This window comes from Bradyrhizobium sp. TM239, from assembly GCF_036247985.1.
Classification (GTDB): Bacteria; Pseudomonadota; Alphaproteobacteria; order Rhizobiales; family Xanthobacteraceae; genus Bradyrhizobium; species Bradyrhizobium ottawaense.
Genome location: NZ_BTIR01000002.1, coordinates 291,822 through 310,576 on the forward strand (window position 1 = coordinate 291,822; position 18,755 = coordinate 310,576).

An 18,755-nucleotide genomic window follows, 5' to 3' on the forward strand; every position below is an offset into this window, starting at 1 on the left:
CCTTTGCCGGTCAACCGCTGCGGCGAAGGCAGGTTCCGGAACAAATACCGTCACATCAGCTTGAAAGCGAGGAGGCTCAACCACGATGACCGATCGCGATCCTTTTGCAGAAGGCGAACGCGCCGCGCGCGACAACATTCCGGCCGAGGCCAATCCTTACCTCGGCGGCAGCGACGAGCATGCGCTGTGGGCCGCCGGCCACGAGAAGGTCGCAGGCGCGACCGAAGCGCGCGAATCCGAGGGAAGCTGACGTCCCGCTCCGGATCGCGCGCCGATCGCTATGCGGCCGCCACCATATTCTCGGTCCGGTCCTCGACCATGGTCACGAACATGTGGGACTCTTCGCTGGCGCCGCCGATCTGAACCCGCCGTGCGGAGATCACGCGACGCCCGCGCGCGGGATTGTCGATGGTGTCGATGATCGGCTCGAGCTGCTGCTTCTGCCCGAGGAGCTGCTTATCGCGCCGCTCGATCAGTTCGGCCGCCTCCGCGGAGAACAACTCCCGCGCCGTCTTGCCGATGATCTCGCCGCGCGACATGCCGATCATCTTCTCGGCGGCCTTGTTGACGAAGACATAGCGCAGATTGCGCGCATCCTTGGCGATGATGCCCTCGGCCACGTTCTCGATGATGGTGGCGAGGAAACGTTCCATCCGCTCGAGAATCCGCTCGCGCTGACGCTGCTCTGTGACGTCCTCCTGCACCGAAACCCAGCCGCCGCCGTCCATCGGACGCTCGTAGATCTTGATGGTGCGGCCGTCGTTCAAGGCGATCTCGTAGGCCGCCGGCTCGCGCCTCGCGATCCGGCCGAGAACGGCCGCGACATATTTCGCGACGTCGCCGCTGAACAGCCCGCTTCCGACCCGGTGCTGGAGGATCTCCTCGAGGCTCGATCCGGCCTGGATCGTCTCGGGCAGATTGTAGATCTGCCGGTAGTTGGCGTTCATCGCCACCACGTGGGCCTTGCCGTCGAGCATGATCAGGCCCTGCGGCATGCTGTTGATGGCGGCCGAGAGCTGCCACTTCTTGGCCTGGTACTTGTCGTTGAACTTGTCGCGCTCGGTCATCGCCGCGTCACGCGCTTGCGCGGTGCCGAGTTCGAGTTCCTGGAGCTCGAAGATACGCGCCACGGCGTCGCGGAAATTCTGCACGGCGCGCGCAAGATGCCCGATCTCGTCGTGACGGCCGAGATGCGGCACCTCGCTCTTGACGTCGCCTTGCGCGATGCGGTCGGTCGCCTGCGTGATATCGGCCAGCGCGCCGACCACCGAACCTCGCATGACGACGACGTTCAGTCCTGCGAGAATCAGTGCCGCGAGCCCGAGTGCGAACAGATAGGCCGCCGCGTAGCGGTTCTCATTGGCGAGCGCATCCGCCTCGCGGGCACGCTGCTGGTAGATGCGCTCGAGCACCTCGATATCGCTGTTGAGCTTGTTGCGCACTGTCCGGTTGGCGTCGTTGTCGCCCCATTCGCGCGCCGCGGCCGGACTGATCTCCAGACCACGCCGCACCAGCTCCCGGCGGAAATCGATGAACTGCACGATGCGCTGGCGGAACGTGGCGAGTTGTTCGGCATCGTCGTCGCCGACGGTCCGCTCCAGGCTCTTCACCGCCACCGCGAGCTCGCCGTTCCGGCGCACCAGCCCATCGGCGAACTGCTTCATCGCGCCGCGATCGGCGGACATATAGATGCCGCGCGACTCCATGACGATGGCGTAGATCAGCGCGTTGATGCGTCCGACATTGATTGCGGCCTCGGCGGAAGAGGCGTGCATGTGCCGATAGGTCGTCTGCAGCCGCACCGACTGGACCGACATCACCATGAGGAAGGTGGTGACGATCGCGAGGAAGGCGGCAATGCTGTAGACCTTCTCCGCGACCGTCAATGTGTCGGCGCCGCGCGCGAAGCGAACGAGCTTCCTCAAAAAATTGGTTCCGGCGGCGAGGCCGGATGCCGGTGCCGCAGCGCCCATGGCGCAGCTCTCCCTGGTTGAAAACACCCCACGATACCGGCACGGCGCTAGCGGAGGCTTAAAGTTTCAACCGGTATTCTTACGGCATGGAACCGAAAGAGCGGGAGCGTGCCGCACACCGCAGGTGCGTCAACCGATCCGCTTCAGGCCCTTCTTGAAGCGCGGACCGTTGGCGACATAGAACCTGGCCGCGCTCCCCATTCGCTGCACCTGCGCGTCGTCGAGCGTGCGGATCACACGCGCCGGCGAGCCGATGACCAGGGAGCGTTCGGGAAATTCCTTGCCCTCGGTGATGACGGAACCGGCTCCGACGATACTGTTGCGGCCGATCTTCGCCCCGTTCATCACGATCGAGCCCATGCCGATCAGCGCGCCCTCCTCGATGGTGCAGCCATGCAGGATGACATTGTGGCCGACCGTGCAGTTCCGGCCGATGTGAAGCGGAAAGCCGAGATCGGTGTGGCAGGTCGAGCCGTCCTGCACATTGGCGTCCTCGCCGATCTCGATCCATTCATTGTCGCCGCGCAGCACCGCGCCGAACCAGACGCTCGCTCCCGGCTGCAGGCGCACGCGGCCGATCACGGTGGCGGTCTCGGCGATGAAATAATTGCCGTCGGCGGGAAGGTCGGGCGCCTGCCCGTCGAGCTCGTAGATCGCCATGGAGGTCTCCTGTCGCGTTGACCACTGGCATAGCCAAACGGCAGCCGCGACGCAAAGGCCCCGCGCCGGCAGCGCTCGATGCGCGGACGTCAGCCCAGAACGCCAGCCGCGCGCAGCGTCATCAGGAAGAAGGTGCCGCTCATCATGCTCCAGAACCCGGCGATGAGGGTCGCCATCATCACGAACTCGGCACGGCGGCTTTCCACGCGCATGCCGCGCAGCGTGTTGCGCATGATGATGAAGGGCGCGGCGAACACCAGGAACGGCACCGCCGCGAAGGTCTTCGGCGCCACGCCGTCCTGCAACAGGCCGAAGCCGGCGGGCCGCCGCGCCAGCGCCTGGTATCCGTTCACGAGCGCGCCAGCGAGCGCGAAACCAATGCAGATCGAGAAGAAGGTGTTGAAAGCTTCAGGTGTCATCGGAACGGTCCGCCCTTACGCAACGCCGGAGCATTCCTGTGACAAATGGTGCCGGTTAACGCTACATTATCCTTAAGGGAAGGTTAACGCCGCCGTCCCATCCACGCAGGGCCACCCTCGCCCCCCGCGGCCGGGAACGCTGCGCGAAATCGCCGCCCCATGGCATATTCGCCGCTGATTCGTCGGCCACCGGCCGACTTCCGGCTCTCCTTGCGCAAGCTCATGACGGTGTTTTCGGCAGCTCCCCACAGATCCCCCCGCACGCGCAGCTGGACGCATGCCGTCCCGATCGTGCTCGGCGGCATTGCTGCGGTCTGCGCGGTCGCGCTCGTCGCCTATCTGTTGTGGCCGACCTGGGGCACCCGCGGTGCGAACGCCCCGGACAAGCTGCCGGTGAGCGTGGGCGGCACGCTGTTCAACCTGCCGGTGACTGCGATCCGCATGAAGATCCAGCGGCACTCCGGACCGCAGGAGCGCATCGATCTCGACTTCCTCTATCCGTCTCTCGAGCCGCCCGGCGCGCCGAAGCACGTCACCGCCGACACGGTGGAAGCGGCGGTGCAATCGATCGACCGCATCTTCCTGTCGATCGCAGCCCATCACGATGCGCTCTCGCCCGAGCAGCGCACAGCCACGATCTATCCGCGCTATCTCGACCAGGCCGCAGCGACGCCCGTGGACGGCCTGACGATGCGGATGTTCCGCACTGAGACCCCTTACGGCAGCGAAGACTTCTATTCCGCTGCAAGCCCCGCGCTGGCCGCGCGCTGCACCCGCGATGCGGCCACCCCGGGCATGTGCCTGTCCGAGCGCCGCGTCGGCGGCGCCGACCTCACCTTCCGCTTTCCGCGCAGCTGGCTGTCGCAATGGCGCGATGCGGCGGAGGCGATGGACAGGCTGACGGCGCAGCTGCGCGGGCCGAAAGGGTAAGCGGGGCCTGTTCGGGCCAGGTCCGAAGTAAAAATTGCAAAAACAACCCCATGCACAGTAGCCAAGCGCCTGTGATTGTTCGTATTTTTCGAAGTCAAATTTTAGCGCTATGACGTCGTCATGAGGCAGTCGTGAAGCTGCTGTTCGTCATGAGAAGAGCGCGCCTGATCTTCGGTGCGTGTCCCGGACGCGCTGCAGCGTTCTTACGCTGCTGCGCAGAGCCGGGATCCAGAAGGCCCCGCGCTCCGCCGCTGCATGGGCCCCGGCTCTGCAACGCACCGCCGAACCGGACGATGCTTCGCATCGCCGGGGAGGCGCTGCGCTGCGTCCGGGGCACGAAGCCGAACGGCCTGTGTAACTTTTATTCCTGATCGACCAGATCGTCTTCCAGGATCGCCATCTGGAACTGGAACGAGCGATCGTCGTCCTCGTCGTCGACGAAGAGCACGCCGATGAATTCCTCGCCGATATAGACTTCGGCGGAATCGTCCTTCTTCGGCCGCGGCACGACGCGGATCTTGGGATTGCCGAATACGCGCTTCAGATACGCATCTAACTTTCTGACTTCTTTGACGTCCACGGCAAGTCTCCGATCGAAAATGGTCGGCGGGTTTTAGGACGAGACGCGACGAACCGCCAGCATGAATTGTCAAAGAATTCGGGGACCGAAAGGGCAGGAAATCCGGCCCTTTTCGCCTTCAAAGCCCCATCTCAGAGTCCCGTCTCAGAGTCCCATGGCGTTGATCATCTGATCCATGGTCCGCGACGGTTCGGCGCAGCCGGCCTCGCCGACGACCTTGGCAGGCACGCCCGCGACGGTGACGTTGTGCGGCACGGGCTTGACCACGACCGAGCCGGCCGCGATGCGCGCGCAATGGCCGATCTCGATGTTGCCGAGAATCTTTGCGCCCGCGCCGATCAGGACGCCGTGCCGGATCTTCGGATGACGATCCTCATTCTCCTTGCCGGTGCCGCCGAGCGTGACGCCGTGCAGGATCGAGACGTCGTCCTCGATCACCGCCGTCTCGCCGCAGACGAAGCCCGTGGCATGGTCGAGGAAGATGCCGCGGCCGATGCGCGCGGCAGGATTGATGTCGGTCTGAAACACCGCGGAGGCGCGGCTCTGGAGATAATACGAGAAATCCTTGCGGCCTCTCAGATAGAGCCAGTGCGCGAGGCGATGGGTCTGGATCGCGTGAAAGCCCTTGAAGTAGAGCAAGGGATCGATGAAGCGCGAGGTCGCGGGATCGCGGTCGTAGACGGCCACGAGATCGGCGCGGAAGGCGTTGCCAAGATCGGGATCGTCGCGCAGCGCGTCCATATAGGCCTGGCGCACCAAGTCGCCCGACAATGCGGAGTGATCGAGCCGCTCGGCGACGCGGTGGACCACCGAATCCTCAAGGCGGCTGTGATGCAGCACGGACGAATAGATGAAGGTCGCAAGCTCCGGCTCGCGACGGACGATGTCCTCCGCTTCGCCCCGGATCCGATCCCAGATCGGATCGAGCGATGCGAGCTTTCCTCCCGGATTGACCTGATGCACTGCCATGGATTTGCTCTTTGGGATTTGCTCTTTCGAGTGGGCTCGTTTTGCCCGCTCTATAGCATAGTTTAGGCGACGAAGTCCTGACCGGCTTGCCTGAGAGTGAACAGCGCCTTGCCCCGCGAAAGCATGCCAAGACGTTGAAACAAAAGATTTTTTCCGAAGCCCCCAAGCGGCAAGGTTGGCTCAAAGTGGTCAGAGTTTTGCCAAATTCAAGTCGGGCGGCGTCAAACTATTGGTGAATTCTCTCCCGACCGTTATTGCGAGCATGGTTCGGGGCGAGGACGGGGAGCAGATTTGAGCATCACCACCGATCAATTGCGCGCGCGCGCCGCTGATACGCTTTGGCTGCGTCTGGCGGCGGTGGCCCTGCCCCTCCTGATGATCGCGCCGGCGTTCTGGAACGGCTACCCGCTGTTGCAATGGGATACCGGCGGCTATCTGGCGCGCTGGTACGAGGGCTATCTCGTCCCCAGCCGCTCCACGGTGTTCGGCCTCTATTTGCACTATGGCGAAAGTTTTGGTTTCTGGATCAACCTCGCGGTCCAGTCGCTGGCGGCGCTGTGGCTGTTGCAGCTCACCCTTCGCGTGCTCTCGATGATGCAGACTTTCCGCTTCGTCGCGATCAGCCTTGGCCTGATCCTGTCGACCGCACTGCCCTGGCTTGCGAGCATGCTGCTCACCGACATCTTCGCAGGGCTCTCGGTGCTGTCGCTGTTCCTCCTGGCCGTCGGCGCAAGCCGCACCTCGGCGCTCGAAAAGACCTCGCTGTTCGTCTTCACCGCCTTTGCCGCCGCGACCCACAGCGCCACGCTCGGCGTGCTGCTCGGCCTTTGCGTCGCGGGCTGGATCGCCCGGCCGTTTCTGAAGGAGCGCCTTCCGCTGGCGGGATTGACGCAGGCCAGCCTCACCATCGTTGCAGGCGGCCTGATGCTGGTCTCGGCGAATTATGCGCTGTCCGGCAAGCTGGCCTGGACGCCCGGCGGTTACGGCGTCGCCTTCGGCCGCATGATGCAGGACGGCATCGTCGCGCGTTACCTCAACGACCATTGCCCGCGCGAGCGCTACAAGCTCTGTCCATATCGCAATGAGCTGCCGGCGAGCGCCGACGAGTTCCTGTGGGGCAAGAGCATGTTCAACACGCTCGGCCGCTTCGAAGGCATGAACGAGGAGATGGGTTACATCGTCGTGCAGTCGCTCAAGGATTATCCGGCCTGGCAAGCCGGCGCGGCGCTCCGGGCGATGGGCCAGCAATTGCTGCATGTCGCGACCGGCGAAGGCACCAATGGCTGGATCCCGCACACCCGCGGCATCATCGAGCGCTATATCCCCGGACAGGCCGCGCCGATGCGCGCGGCGCGGCAGCAGAATTGGGAGCTCGACTTCACCGCGATCAACTGGCTGCACGTGCCGGTGGCGCTGGCCTCAATGCTGGCGCTGCTCGCACTGCTCGGCAACGCGCTCGCAAGCCGCCGGCTCGACGATTTAACGCTGCTGGCGGCGACCGTGACGCTGGCCCTGCTCGGCAACGCCTTCATCTGCGCCGTCATCTCGGGCCCGCACGACCGCTACGGCGCGCGGATGGTATGGGTCGCGACCTTCGTGGTCCTGATCGCGCTGGCGCGCCGTTTTGGCGACGACGTCAAAGCGCGATGTGGTTGGAATGAAGAGTCATCGCGCTTGGTTTCGTCCGAGCAGAGAACGCTTTCATCGAAAAGCAACACCCGGAACTGACTTGGCGTTCAACAGCCTATCCGCGTCGGCAAAGAACCAGAGTCCGATAGCAGCCCTTGGCGGACTCCAGTCGCTCTCGAACGACCCGCTTGCACGTCCGCTTGTGAGCCAAACCTGTCATTTCCCTAGACAGGCTGCCTCGCTGGGGGAATGATGGAGCTCTAGGCGAACTGGGGCCGCCGTCATGGACCTGGGAGGTTGGCTACGGAGGCTTGGCCTCGAACAATATGAGGCGGCATTCCGCGAGAATGAGATCGACGATACGGTCCTGCCGAACCTGACGGCGGAGGACTTGAAGGACCTTGGTGTCGGAATTGTCGGGCATCGCCGCAAGCTGCTCGACGCCATCGCCGCCTTGCGTGCTGAAGCGGGCGCACGGGCGCCCCTATCCGACGCTTCTTCGGCAACCTGCAAAATCGCCAAGGACACCGCCGAGCGCCGCCAAGTCACCGTGATGTTCTCGGACCTAGTCGGTTCGACGTCGCTCTCCGCACGTATGGACCCAGAGGACCTGCGCGAGATCATTTCGGCGTATCAAACGTGCATCGCCGATACGGTACGCCGCTTCGGGGGCTTCGTTGCGAAGTATATGGGCGACGGCGTGCTGATCTATTTCGGCTACCCGCAGGCTCACGAGGACGACGCTGAGCGAGCCGTTCGCGCAGGATTGGAAGCGATTGGCGCGGTTGGTGCGCTCGAGTTTTCAGTTTCGCTGCAAACCCGCATCGGTATCGCGACGGGCCTGGTCGTCGTCGGCGACTTGATCGGCACGGGATCGGCACAGGAGCAGGCGATCGTCGGCGAGACCCCAAATCTTGCTGCACGGCTTCAGAGCGTCGCCAAAGCGAACGCGGTGGTCATAGCTGAGAGCACGCGGAGACTGCTCGGGAACCTGTTCGATTTGGCGGACCTCGGATTGCAGGACCTCAAGGGCATCGATGCGCCGGCGCGAGCCTGGGCAGTGCTACAAGTGAGTTCGGTGGAAAGCCGTTTCGAGGCGTTCCACGGAAGTGGGCTGACCGAGCTAGTCGGACGGCAAGAAGAACTCGATTTGCTGCTACGGCGATGGCGGCGGGCGGCGAGCGGTGAAGGTCAGGTCGTACTGCTTGCTGGCGAGCCAGGTATCGGCAAGTCGCGATTGATAGCGGCGCTTCAGGAGCGACTTCAAATCGAGCTGCACACCAGCCTTAGGTACTTTTGCTCACCGCAGCGCGTCGACAGTGCGTTCTATCCGATCGTTACACAGCTGGAGCGCGCCGCCGGATTTTTGCGCGAACATACGCCGGAGGCGCAGCTTGACAAATTGGCGGCGCTGTTAGCGCCGGCCTCACCTCCGCAAGAGGATCAGGCCTTGCTGGCCGAGCTGCTATCGATCCCGTTCAAAGGCCGTTTTCTGCCTTTCCAGTTAACGCCTAGGGGCAGAAAGGAAAAAACTTTCGAGGCGCTGCTTCGGCAGCTCCATGGTCTAGCGCAGCAACGACCGGTGTTGATGCTCTTTGAGGACGTGCACTGGATCGATCCCAGCTCGCGCGAACTGCTCGACCTTGTAGTCGAGCGGGTCCAGCATCTACCGGTGTTGCTGGTTATTACATTCCGTCCCGAGTTCGAGCGCATCTGGGCCGGGCAGGCGCACGTCACAATGCTGTCCCTCAGCCGGCTCGACCGGCGCGAGGGCGCTGCGTTGGTTCAGCAGCTCATCGGCGAAGGGACGCTAACGAGTGATGTCGTTTCAGAGATTGTCGCGCGCACGGATGGGGTGCCGCTATTTCTCGAGGAGCTGACGAAGGCGGTGCTGGAGGCAGATGACCGCGGCGCCAAAACCGCACTCTCGCGTGTTTCAGCGACGGCGCTTGCAATTCCGGCCACTCTGCACGCCTCGCTGATGGCGCGCCTTGATCGGCTCGGATCACCCGTGAAAGAGGTGGCGCAGGTGAGTGCTGCCATCGGTCGAGAGTTCTCCTACGAACTATTACAGGCCGTAGCGCAGCGGAACTCAGCTGAACTGGATAAAGCGCTCCATCAGCTGGTATCTGCCGAATTGATTTTCCGGCGCGGAATGCCACCAGACGCGGAATACAGCTTTAAGCACGCCTTAGTGCAGGATGCGGCCTATAGCACGTTGCTGCGCGGAGCCCGTCACAAGCTGCATGCACGGATTGGCAAAGCGCTCGAACAGCTCTTTCCTGAGCTTGGCAGCATCGAACCCGAGCTGTTGGCGCACCATTTCACGGAGGCCGGAGAGGCAGAGATCGCGATTTCATATTGGTTGAAGGCCGGGCGGCGTGCGGCGGGGCGCTCCGCCGACGAGGAGGCCGTGCGTCATCTCAGACGGGGCCTGGAGATGTTAATGATGCTGCCGCATTCGACAGAGAAGGATCAGCAGGAACTCGAATTCCAGCTCGCCTTGGGCACGCCCTTGGCGGCTCAGCATGGCTATGGCAACCCACTCGTGGGGGCTGCACGCGATCGCGCGATCGCCTTGTGTGAAAAGTTAGGCGACACGGAGCACCTGTTGCCGAGCCTCTACGGGCAGTATGCCTATTGCATAGCGAGCGGCAGGATCCCGAAGGCACTTGAGTATTCGCAGCGCTGCCAATCGCTGGCCGCGCACACCGGTGACCGCGCGGCGCGACTGATCGCGCACCGCGCCATGGGCGCGTCGCTGCTTGAAATGGGCGAGTTCGAGGCCGCGAAAGCACAGCTGGAACAGATCCTTGCAATCGACAGGGTCGAAATGGACCAAGCTCTTTCGGTGCTTTACCTCGCGGATCCGCACTCGTCAGGTCTTGCCTATCTGGCACTGAGCCTATGGGCCTTGGGATACCCCGACCAGGCAGTCGCAGCACGCCAGAAGGCAATTAAACATGCCCTTGACGCAAACCACGCGAATACGAGCGGCATCGTTGGCATCTATGCTGGCGCACAGTTGTCGGTGTTGCTCGGCAAGATGGCCGACGTCAAGAACTACGTTGAAAACCTGAACGCACAACTTGGATCGCGCGTGCCGCTCTGGGCCATTAGTTGCGGTCAAATACTGAGCGGTTGGGCAATCGGGTGTGCAGAGCGGCTGGAAGACGGCATTGCTCTCATGAAACACGGAATACATGCCGCCGAACAACAGGTTCGGTTTCATTCTCCGCACTACTACTCACTCCTTGCGGTCCTGCAAGCACGCGCAGGAGATATGCAGGGTAGCCTGAGCGCGATCAGAAAAGCCACCGAGCTGATAGCCGACACAGGCGAATATCTCTGGCAGGCCGACGTGCTCAGAATTGAAGGCGAACTCCGATTGCTTTTCGGAGCATCCATGGAAGCGGAAGCAAGCCTTGTTCAAGCTCTCGAACTCGCCCGCAAGCAGCGGGGAAGATCGTTCGAGCTGCGCGTCGCTATGAGCATGGCGCGGCTCTGGCGCGATCGAGGCAAGCGAAACGAGGCTCGCGAGCTGCTCGCGCCGATCTACGACTGGTTCACCGAAGGCTTCGATACCCGCGATTTGAAGGAAGCGAAGGCCCTGCTCGAGGAACTCACGTGAAAGGCGAAGACCTGCGACTTCCGGTGATGGCCCCTTTGCCGACGTTCCAACCCGCTTCGAGCTGAGGTCCGATAACCGCCCTTGGCGGGCTCCAGGATGCCGAAAGGCCGTCAAGCGGCTGGCGCCGGAATTCGGCCTGCTCCCAGGAACAAACTTTAATTGATTTAATTTATTTAATAGGATTTAATTTCCTTTACCCCTCCGGAGGACCTGCAATGCCAGACCAGGACGACGACCGGCGTGAGTTCTTGAAGACCTGCGGAAAGTTCGCCGCCGTGACGCCGCCGACCATCACCCTTTTGCTATCAACGTCCCTCACGTCCAACGCGATTGCACAGTCCGGCACCAGGGCGGTCCACCACGACCATCATCACCATGGCAACAATGGCTGGGGCAACGGCGGCGGCGATGGCAGCCCCAACGGGAAGAGCGATAGAGGCCGCTGAGCCGACGCGCGACCTCCGGAAGGAGACACAATGCAGCCCAGGCGCCGCGACGTAGATTGGCACTTCGCCTCCATCATCGTCTCGCTGATATGGCTGGCGATCCTGGCTGCCGCGCTTGTAGCGGTGCTCCTCCGAGTGCAATCCTGAACGCCACAGGCCGAAGGGCCTCGCGAGAGCGAGGATCGCGGGTGCCGGAACCATAAATGGATTATTTTCCCGATCGCACGGAGGGACCGTGAGCCTGGGAGAGGCATCAACTCGCATCCCATTGCCCGCGAACTGGTGCCTGTCCCATCGCACATCAGTTTGAGGGTCCGCAGGTACGCACCGCTACCTGGCCAGCGGCGTTGAACTTCAAGACCGCGCCGACCAGACCTTCGCGCACGATGTAAGAGATCAGCGCTCCCTCTCCGGCCTGCTGTAAGTTGTCGAGCCTCGACGCGGGATATTGGATCATCCGATCGACCCAATACGCGCGACGACCTTCGGGCCCTGTCATGGTTCGTGCAACCGCAGCCGCAGCCGCAGACGATGACTGGTGTTCTCGCCAGGTTAGGACCCTATGCCGAGAGTCATAGCCCCCAACGGCAAGTGGAACGGTTGAACGGGTATCCTGTTTTCCCGGCGCCCGTCCCCTAGGGCAACGCACTCGGCCCTAGCTTCATCACGCCCCAATGCCCGAAGCCGGCGCCTCCCGTGGGCCCTCAAGAGCGGCATTTGGAGCGGAAGGCGTTAATGAAGGAGTCTCGCGCGATCCTTTTGGCCCAACGGCTGAACGACCTCTCTTCCCGACTGTCAGAACTGGAAGATCTCCGCCTTCGAGTCGAAGAGGCGGAGCGACGCGCTCAGGCTGTGCATAGATTACAGTCGCCTCCCAAGACTTAACCGCGGGGCAATCTTACGTGCAGGTGTCCCTGGTTCGCGCCGACCTGAAGGGAGCGCACAGCCCCTTGGGACGGGACATTTCAGGATAGCTGGGCAACAACCGCATCGCCTCAGACATCGCCTCAGCCGCGGCGTGACAGGAAATCGAGCACGCCGTTCTTGTAGACCTTGTCGCCGACCGCGCGCATGTGGTCGCGGTTCGGAATGTCGAGCACTTCCGAGCCGGGGATGATCGCGCCGAGCGCGCTGGCGGAGCCCGCGACATCGTCGGTCGAGCCGACCGCGATCAGCACGGGTACGCCGATCCGCGCAGCCTCGTTCCTGGTCATGAGATCGCGCGTGCCGCGCAGGCAGGCGGCGAGCGCACGGCGGTCGGAGCGGGTTTGGTCCGCAAACGCACGAAACGTGCGGCCGACGGGATCGGTGACGTCGTCGAGCCCAGGCGCCTCCAGCGCCTTCGCGACGTTCTCGCCGGGGCCGGTGCCCTCGATCAGGCCACCGATGCCGATGCCGCCGAGGATCGCCGAGCGCAGGCGTTGCGGCTCGTTGAGGGACAGCCAGGCCGTCATGCGCCCGCCCATCGAATAGCCCATGATGTCGGCCTGCGGGATCGCGAGATGGTCCATCAGCGCAAGCACGTCGCCGGCCATGGTCGGGATCGAGTATTGCGCGGGCTCGTACAGCTTTGCACTTTCGCCATGGCCGCGATTGTCGAGCGCGATGACGCGGCGGCCGTTCTTGCGCAGCTCCGAGACCCAGGTCGGATAGACCCAGTTCACGTTCTTGCTCGAGGCAAAGCCGTGCACCAGGATGATCGGATCGCCCTCGCCTTCATCGAGATAGGCAATTTCAACGGCGCCGTTGTGAAAGCTCGGCATCAGCAGTTCCGTGGTGTTGTGGGGAGTGATTGATCTTAGAGCACGATCCGGCAAAGCGTGCAGCGGTTTTCGGGCAACATCATGCTCAAACAATAGCCTGAAGCGCCGCGCGCCTCAGGCCGTGACGGCCGCGTTTGCCAGAGCAGCCTCGGCTGCGATCTGGGCACGGCGAAGCCGCCGCGCCCGTTTGCGATCGCACCAGGCCTGGGTGAGGCGCTCGGTGGTCGCCTTGATGGAGGAGAGAAGGCCGAACAGCGTCAGCGCCGCACTGAGCAGCCACAGCGCCAGATCGAACGCGCCGCCGATCAGCAGCAACGCGCCGCGGCCGAGCAGCTTCACGATCGCGCGCGTCTTGCCGCCTTGCGCTTCGGCAAGCCGCGCCGCTCGCGCGACGTCCTTCGGACCTTCGGCGATCCGCAGCGTATCCATCGCCCCGCGCGTGCCGGTCTTTTCGGCGACGCGCGTGACGTCCTTGCCGAGCCGGACCAGCGCACCGGCCTTCTCGGCCCGGAACGCGGCCTTGATGGCGCTGACGGTCTCGCCCGGCCGCAGCACCGAGCCTGATACCACCGCATTGCGCAACGCCGGCGTGTCGACGACGTCGCGCGCCGAACGGCCGGCCCAGACGGCGAGCCCCTCGCCGAGCCGCCCGACTTTGCGCGCATCCTTCACCAGCGTCAGTCCGGCGCGCACCGGCGCCGCGCCACCGACCGACACGTAAGTTGCCGCCGTCACCGCAAGGCCCGCGGCCGCAAGCCCGAGCACGAGACGATCGGTGTCCTCGCCCATGGCAAGATGCTTGCCCTCGCGCACCACGTCCCTGACGTCGCCGATCACGAAGAGGTCGCCGGCCACCGTCCCGGAGAGGCTTGCGACATCGTCGGCATTGCCGGTGACGAGGCCGGTGGCGAACCGTTTGGCGAAATGCGAGGTGGAGCTTTCGGCTTTGACCGCGTCATTGACGCGGCTCAGAAGGTCGTCGGGCAGCGCGATGTTGCGGTCACGCGCGAGCACGACGAAACTGTCGGCGAGATCGGCATCGCCGGCGGCGAGCGCGGCCTCGATGTTGTCCTGGACCAGGTGGTCGTTCTGCCGCAGCAATGCATCGAGCTTCAGCTCGGAGAGCACGGCCGGATCATCCTGGGCGGCGAGGATGGCGCCGGCCTCACGGGCATGCGGCGCTACCTGCGCGAGCAGAAAGCTGCACGCCGCGATACCGGTCAACGCTGTGCTGATTCGCAGCCACTTCATGTGGAAAACCCGGGCAGTCCCTTGGACCGTTTGCGCCTGATGATTCGTCTTTCGTCGCAAATTCGCTCGTCCAAAGACATAGTATGCCAAAATTGCGACACAACGTCCCCGACGAAAGAAGGGCTTCTCTCAGGCCTTAAGATTGTGTCGAATTTGCATGAGCAAATGAGCATGGGGCAATTGCGAACCTTTCGGTTCCGCTGGACTAGCAATCATCTACACCCGCCAGTATGGTCCGCGGCGCCTTAAAGATGCCGCGTCAGTTTTTGATTGTGTCTGCCGCCATTGCCACTCCAGGATGAGTTACGATGTCCGACCATGTCGTCCCGCACTTCCATAACGATGCCGGTGTCCCCGTCATCGAGATCGGCTCGCAAGAGTTCATGTGCGTGGGCGCCAACCCTCCGTTCGACCATCCGCACGTCTTCCTCGACCTCGGCAACGACAACGAGATCATCTGCCCCTACTGCTCGACGCTGTACCGCTTCGCGGCCGACCTGAAGGCGGGCGAAGCCCGCCCGCCGGAATGCGTCCTGAAGGACAAGGTGGCCTGACCGCTTCCATCGGTCAGGGGTGGCGCTCTCCCGCACGATTGTCATCGCCGGTGCCGGCATCGGTGGACTGACGGCCGCGCTGGCGCTCGCGGCCCGCGGCTTTCGCATCGTCGTGCTGGAAAAGGCCGAGCGGCTCGAGGAAGTCGGCGCCGGCCTGCAACTCTCCCCCAATGCCAGCCGCGTGCTGGTCGAGCTTGGCCTCACCGAGCGCCTCAAGCTGCGCGCCGTCACGCCGGAGGCGGTCTCGATCATGAGCGCGCGGGCCGGCGGCGAGCTGCTGCGCATGCCGCTCGGTGAAGCCGCTTCGCTGCGGGCCGGCGCCCCCTATTGGGTGGTGCACCGCGCCGACCTGCAATCCGCGCTGGCCGGTGCGGTCTCCGACCATCCCGACATCGACCTGAAGCTAGGTGCGACCTTCGAAGACGTCGCGCCTCATGCCAAGGGGCTGACCGTCGTCCATCGCAGCGGCACGATCCGCCGCAGCGATCTCGCCAGCGCGCTGATCGGCGCCGACGGGATCTGGTCGACGGTCCGCCAGCATCTGTTTCCCGAGGTGCAGCCGCGCTTCTCCGGGCTGATCGCCTGGCGCGGCACGCTGGATGCCACGCAGCTGCCGAAGGATTACACCGCGCGCCGGGTGCAGCTGTGGATGGGGCCGAATGCCCATCTCGTCGCCTATCCGATCGCGGGCGGACGCCAGATCAACGTGGTGGCGGTGCTGCCGGGCACCTGGAACAGGCCGGGCTGGAGCACGCCCGGCGATCCCCTCGAGGTGATGGACGCCTTTGCCGGCCCACGCTGGCCCGCCTCGGCGCGCATGATGCTCGCCACGGTCGACAGCTGGCGGAAATGGGCGCTGTTCGGCGTGCCCGACGGCTGCCCCTGGAGCAAAGGTCCGGTGGCGCTGCTCGGCGACGCCGTGCATGCGATGCTGCCTTTTGCAGCCCAGGGCGCCGGCATGGCGATCGAGGATGCCGCGGTGCTCGCCCGGCACCTGAGCCCTGAGGCCGCCGAGAGCACGGCGGGCGTCAGTGCGGCGCTGACGCAGTACGGCCGTGCCCGTCAGGCGCGGGTGCGGCGGGTGCAGCGGACCGCGCGGCAGCAGGGCCGCATCTATCATCTCAGCGGACCGCTTGCGGCCGCACGCGATCTTGCGATCCGCGCGCTCGGCCCGGACCGCATGCTGGCGCGGCAGGACTGGATCTACGGCTGGCGGCCCTGATGCGAAGCGCCGCCGGCGCCGCGCCTCAGCGGGCCGTTTTCCCGGATTTCGAAGCGGGCTTGGCAGTCGCCGCAGGCGACAATTGCGTGGCAGGCGGGGTCGCCTCCGGCGGCGTTTCCCGGCACTTGTTGCGGCGCCAGGCGTCCTCGGCCATTTGCGCCGACCCGCGTACGGCAACATAGTCGTTGCGATAGGCGAGCTCGGACACCACGGCGCCACCGGTCCCGGTCTCGGCCTTCTCCATCAGCCCCCGCAAATCGTCAGTGCGTTTGGCGAGCGACTTGCGCTCAGCCTCCAGCTGCTTGCAGTCGTACAATTCGTATTTGGCGGGATCGGCAAAGGCCGGCGCGACCGTCTCGCTCATGCCGGCGCAGCCGGACAGCGCGGCGCCGGCCGCAAGCAGCGCGAGGAGCGCGCCGAAGCCGCGCGGCGAAGTGGAAAACGAAGCAGCCATGCCGGATGAATAGTCCCCGTGGATTGAGAATGCCTAAAGCAACAACAGATGTCCGGATTGAGGCTTTGCCTTGTGCGCCCGGCTCGCTTAAGGAAGAACGTCCCCGGCTAACGCAAAGTCACCAATTCCAGACGCCCGGGGATGGACTTAAGTGTTTGATCTCGTTGGATCAAGCGGGCATGGCGGAATTGGTAGACGCAAGGGACTTAAAATCCCTCGGTGCGCAAGCGCTGTGCCGGTTCGACCCCGGCTGCCCGCACCACGAGATTTGATGCTCCCGCGCGGCCGCCGCCTCCGGAAAACAGGCTTGCAAGCCGCGACGCGCGCCGGGCCACTGGTCAACGCGGCCGGCCGCCCGCTTCAGCCAAACGATGATCGAACGTGTCCGGTGACGTCTCGATCTGCCCGAGAGCTTTGTTGCTCGGCTTCGGCATCTGAAGATCGCCCTCTTCCGAGTCCAAGCAGCCGCTTCGTCGAAAGCAAGCGACGATATCCGATCGATGATCGAGGCGGGATTTCAGCGCATCGGGCGCTCGTTGGAGCGCGTCAGGCTCCTGTCGCAAGAGCCGTCAACTTTAAGGCGATTGTGCCTCACATGTCCTTGAGAAATGCGGCGCTCGCTGCTAACCCGGGCCAGAACAAGGCGCAGGCTCCATGGCTCAAACCTCCTTTCCCGCCCAGTCCACGACGGAAGGCCTGAAAGTCGGGGCCGATACGTATTCGAGCGCGATCGCCGACGCGCAGAACTACATGAACTGGGTCATCGACCAGTTCCGCCCCTACCTGAAAGGTGACATCGTCGAGGTCGGGTTCGGGCATGGGCTCTACAGCAGAGTGCTCGGAGAGCTTGGCGATTATTGCGGCGTGGACCACGACCGCGAAAGCGTCGAACGTGCCGCCAAGGCGATGCCCGATCGCAAGTTCGCCGTCTGCGACATTCTGGTCCGCGATCAGCTGAGTTCCCTGTTTCCCCAAGGCGTCGATGCGGTCTTCACCATCAACGTGCTCGAACATATCGAGGATGACGCCACGGCGGTTGCCAACCTGGTGCAGGTGCTCAAGCCCGGAGGCCATCTCCTGATCAGCGTTCCCGCCCTGATGCTGCTCTACAACGATCTCGATCGCCTGGCGGGACACTGCCGCCGCTACACCACGGCGCGCCTCGCCAAGCTGCTCGCCGATCAACCGGTCGAGCTGGTTCGGCTGAACTACTTCAATCCGATCGGCGGGCTTGGGTGGCTTGCCAATCGCCTGAAGCGACACCAGTCGCTGAACGATGCCGCCGTCAACGGGCAGATCGCCCTGTTCGACAAATATGCCGTGCCGCTGTCGCGGGCGCTCGATCCGCTCTCGCGAAGCTTCTTTGGGCAATCCGTCACCTGCATTGCACGCCGCTTATGATTTCAGTCGTCATTCCCGCGCTCAACGAGCGCAACGGCATCGTCGAAACCATTGATCGAGCCAAGGCGGCTCTCGACGGCGCTCAGCTCACTCCGTATGAGATCATCATCGTCGACGACGGTTCGGCCGACGGCACCGGCGAGCTCGCCGAACAGGCGGGTGCAAAGGTGCTCAGGCATCCTCACAACATCGGCTATGGCCGCTCGCTGAAGGACGGAATTCGCGCTGCATCCTACGACATGATCGTCATCAGCGATGCGGATGGCTCCTACCCGATGGAGGCGATCCCGGCGCTGGTCGCGCGCTTCAAGCAGGGTTTCGACATGGTCGTCGGCGCCAGGACCGGGCCCAACTACCGCGAGTCGAGGCTGAAGTCGCCGCTACGCGCCATCCTCAAGGCGATCGTCGAATTCACCGCAAACCGCGAGATCCCCGACATCAATTCCGGCCTGCGCGTGTTCGGCCGGCAGGTCGCGATCTCCTATTTCGAGCATGTCAGCGACCTCTTCAGCTTCACGACGTCGCTGACGCTCGCCTACATGATGAACGCGAAGTTCGTCGACTACATCGACATCGATTACAAGGAGCGCATCGGCCGCTCCAAGGTGAACCTGTTCCGCGACTCCATTCGGACCCTGCAATACGTCCTGGAGGCCTGCACCTACTACAATCCGCTGAAGATCTTCGTTCTGCTGGCAATGATGTGCATGGCGCTCGCGCTGGTCTCACTGATCGGCGGGATCATCCTGCAGCTCGTCAGCGCCTTTGTCCTCGGCGTCGGCGCGATCCTGCTCAGCATTCTCGTCGTCGCCATGGGACTGCTCGCGGTGCTGCTGAAGCAGATCATGAATCAGCGACCATGACCTCCCGCGG

General features: G+C 63.8%; 17 protein-coding genes and 1 tRNA gene. 10 read left to right on the top strand and 8 right to left on the bottom strand.

The annotated features are described in order from the left end of the window. The first annotated feature begins 85 nt into the window (after positions 1 to 85). Positions 86 to 250 carry a hypothetical protein gene (locus tag AABA84_RS05715; protein WP_162832279.1) on the top strand — a complete coding sequence of 55 codons (165 nt, stop codon included), beginning with the start codon at positions 86 to 88 and terminating at the stop codon, positions 248 to 250. A 28-nt stretch (positions 251 to 278) separates the two neighbouring features. On the opposite strand, the gene AABA84_RS05720 is transcribed toward AABA84_RS05715, so the two are convergent. The 3 genes from AABA84_RS05720 to AABA84_RS05730 form a co-directional block, all read right to left on the bottom strand. Further along, positions 279 to 1,973, bottom strand: a complete 1,695-nt coding sequence (locus AABA84_RS05720) for a PAS-domain containing protein (protein ID WP_338306402.1) — start codon at positions 1,971 to 1,973, stop codon at positions 279 to 281. A gap of 129 nt (positions 1,974 to 2,102) precedes the next feature. Continuing rightward, positions 2,103 to 2,633: a gamma carbonic anhydrase family protein gene (locus tag AABA84_RS05725; RefSeq protein ID WP_212251545.1), complete on the bottom strand. Its 531-nt coding sequence runs from the start codon at positions 2,631 to 2,633 to the stop codon at positions 2,103 to 2,105. Positions 2,634 to 2,722: 89 nt separating this feature from the next. After that, entirely contained in the window at positions 2,723 to 3,052 is a 330-nt protein-coding gene (locus AABA84_RS05730; RefSeq protein WP_028141155.1) for a DUF6949 family protein, read from the bottom strand. 222 nt (positions 3,053 to 3,274) lie between these two features. Here AABA84_RS05730 and AABA84_RS05735 point away from each other — a divergent pair, with 222 nt between their 5' ends. Continuing rightward, entirely contained in the window at positions 3,275 to 3,982 is a 708-nt protein-coding gene (locus AABA84_RS05735) for a hypothetical protein (RefSeq protein ID WP_212251812.1), read from the top strand. A gap of 361 nt (positions 3,983 to 4,343) precedes the next feature. Here AABA84_RS05735 and AABA84_RS05740 read toward each other — a convergent pair whose 3' ends face one another. Next, a complete protein-coding gene (locus AABA84_RS05740; RefSeq protein ID WP_007602550.1) occupies positions 4,344 to 4,562 on the bottom strand; it encodes a DUF3126 family protein in 219 nt (72 codons plus the stop codon). A 144-nt stretch (positions 4,563 to 4,706) separates the two neighbouring features. After that, the gene (cysE, locus tag AABA84_RS05745) at positions 4,707 to 5,531 is read right to left on the bottom strand and encodes a serine O-acetyltransferase (protein WP_038949923.1); all 825 of its coding nucleotides are present in this window, start codon (positions 5,529 to 5,531) and stop codon (positions 4,707 to 4,709) included. Positions 5,532 to 5,822: 291 nt separating this feature from the next. On the opposite strand from cysE, the gene AABA84_RS05750 reads away from it, so the two are divergent. The 3 genes from AABA84_RS05750 (at position 5,823) to AABA84_RS05760 (ending at position 11,237) form a co-directional block, all read left to right on the top strand. Then, positions 5,823 to 7,259 carry a hypothetical protein gene (locus tag AABA84_RS05750; protein WP_338311588.1) on the top strand — a complete coding sequence of 479 codons (1,437 nt, stop codon included), beginning with the start codon at positions 5,823 to 5,825 and terminating at the stop codon, positions 7,257 to 7,259. Positions 7,260 to 7,443: 184 nt separating this feature from the next. Continuing rightward, positions 7,444 to 10,791 carry an adenylate/guanylate cyclase domain-containing protein gene (locus tag AABA84_RS05755; RefSeq protein ID WP_338311589.1) on the top strand — a complete coding sequence of 1,116 codons (3,348 nt, stop codon included), beginning with the start codon at positions 7,444 to 7,446 and terminating at the stop codon, positions 10,789 to 10,791. Positions 10,792 to 11,006: 215 nt separating this feature from the next. After that, on the top strand, positions 11,007 to 11,237 hold the full coding sequence (locus AABA84_RS05760; RefSeq protein ID WP_338311590.1) for a hypothetical protein: 231 nt from the start codon (positions 11,007 to 11,009) through the stop codon (positions 11,235 to 11,237). Between the two features lie 1,007 nt (positions 11,238 to 12,244). Here AABA84_RS05760 and AABA84_RS05765 read toward each other — a convergent pair. Then, on the bottom strand, positions 12,245 to 13,000 hold the full coding sequence (locus AABA84_RS05765; protein ID WP_338306407.1) for an alpha/beta fold hydrolase: 756 nt from the start codon (positions 12,998 to 13,000) through the stop codon (positions 12,245 to 12,247). Between the two features lie 114 nt (positions 13,001 to 13,114). Beyond that, positions 13,115 to 14,251 (bottom strand): hypothetical protein, encoded by a 1,137-nt coding sequence (locus AABA84_RS05770; protein ID WP_212251553.1) that lies wholly within the window; start codon positions 14,249 to 14,251, stop codon positions 13,115 to 13,117. 308 nt (positions 14,252 to 14,559) lie between these two features. Here AABA84_RS05770 and AABA84_RS05775 point away from each other — a divergent pair, with 308 nt between their 5' ends. After that, positions 14,560 to 14,805, top strand: coding sequence for a zinc-finger domain-containing protein (locus tag AABA84_RS05775; protein ID WP_007602543.1), 246 nt, complete (start codon positions 14,560 to 14,562; stop codon positions 14,803 to 14,805). Positions 14,806 to 14,824: 19 nt separating this feature from the next. Continuing rightward, positions 14,825 to 16,027, top strand: coding sequence for an FAD-dependent monooxygenase (locus AABA84_RS05780; protein WP_338311591.1), 1,203 nt, complete (start codon positions 14,825 to 14,827; stop codon positions 16,025 to 16,027). A 25-nt stretch (positions 16,028 to 16,052) separates the two neighbouring features. Here AABA84_RS05780 and AABA84_RS05785 read toward each other — a convergent pair whose 3' ends face one another. Further along, entirely contained in the window at positions 16,053 to 16,481 is a 429-nt protein-coding gene (locus AABA84_RS05785) for a twin-arginine translocation pathway signal (protein WP_338311592.1), read from the bottom strand. A gap of 173 nt (positions 16,482 to 16,654) precedes the next feature. Between AABA84_RS05785 and AABA84_RS05790 the strand changes: the two genes are divergently transcribed. From AABA84_RS05790 to AABA84_RS05800, 3 genes are all read left to right on the top strand, one after another. Beyond that, positions 16,655 to 16,743: transfer RNA gene (locus tag AABA84_RS05790), tRNA-Leu, on the top strand. Between the two features lie 392 nt (positions 16,744 to 17,135). Then, positions 17,136 to 17,882 carry a class I SAM-dependent methyltransferase gene (locus tag AABA84_RS05795; protein ID WP_212251558.1) on the top strand — a complete coding sequence of 249 codons (747 nt, stop codon included), beginning with the start codon at positions 17,136 to 17,138 and terminating at the stop codon, positions 17,880 to 17,882. Next, positions 17,879 to 18,745 (top strand): glycosyltransferase family 2 protein, encoded by an 867-nt coding sequence (locus AABA84_RS05800; protein WP_212251560.1) that lies wholly within the window; start codon positions 17,879 to 17,881, stop codon positions 18,743 to 18,745. The genes AABA84_RS05795 and AABA84_RS05800 overlap by 4 nt, the downstream gene beginning before the upstream one ends. Positions 18,746 to 18,755: the final 10 nt, after the last annotated feature.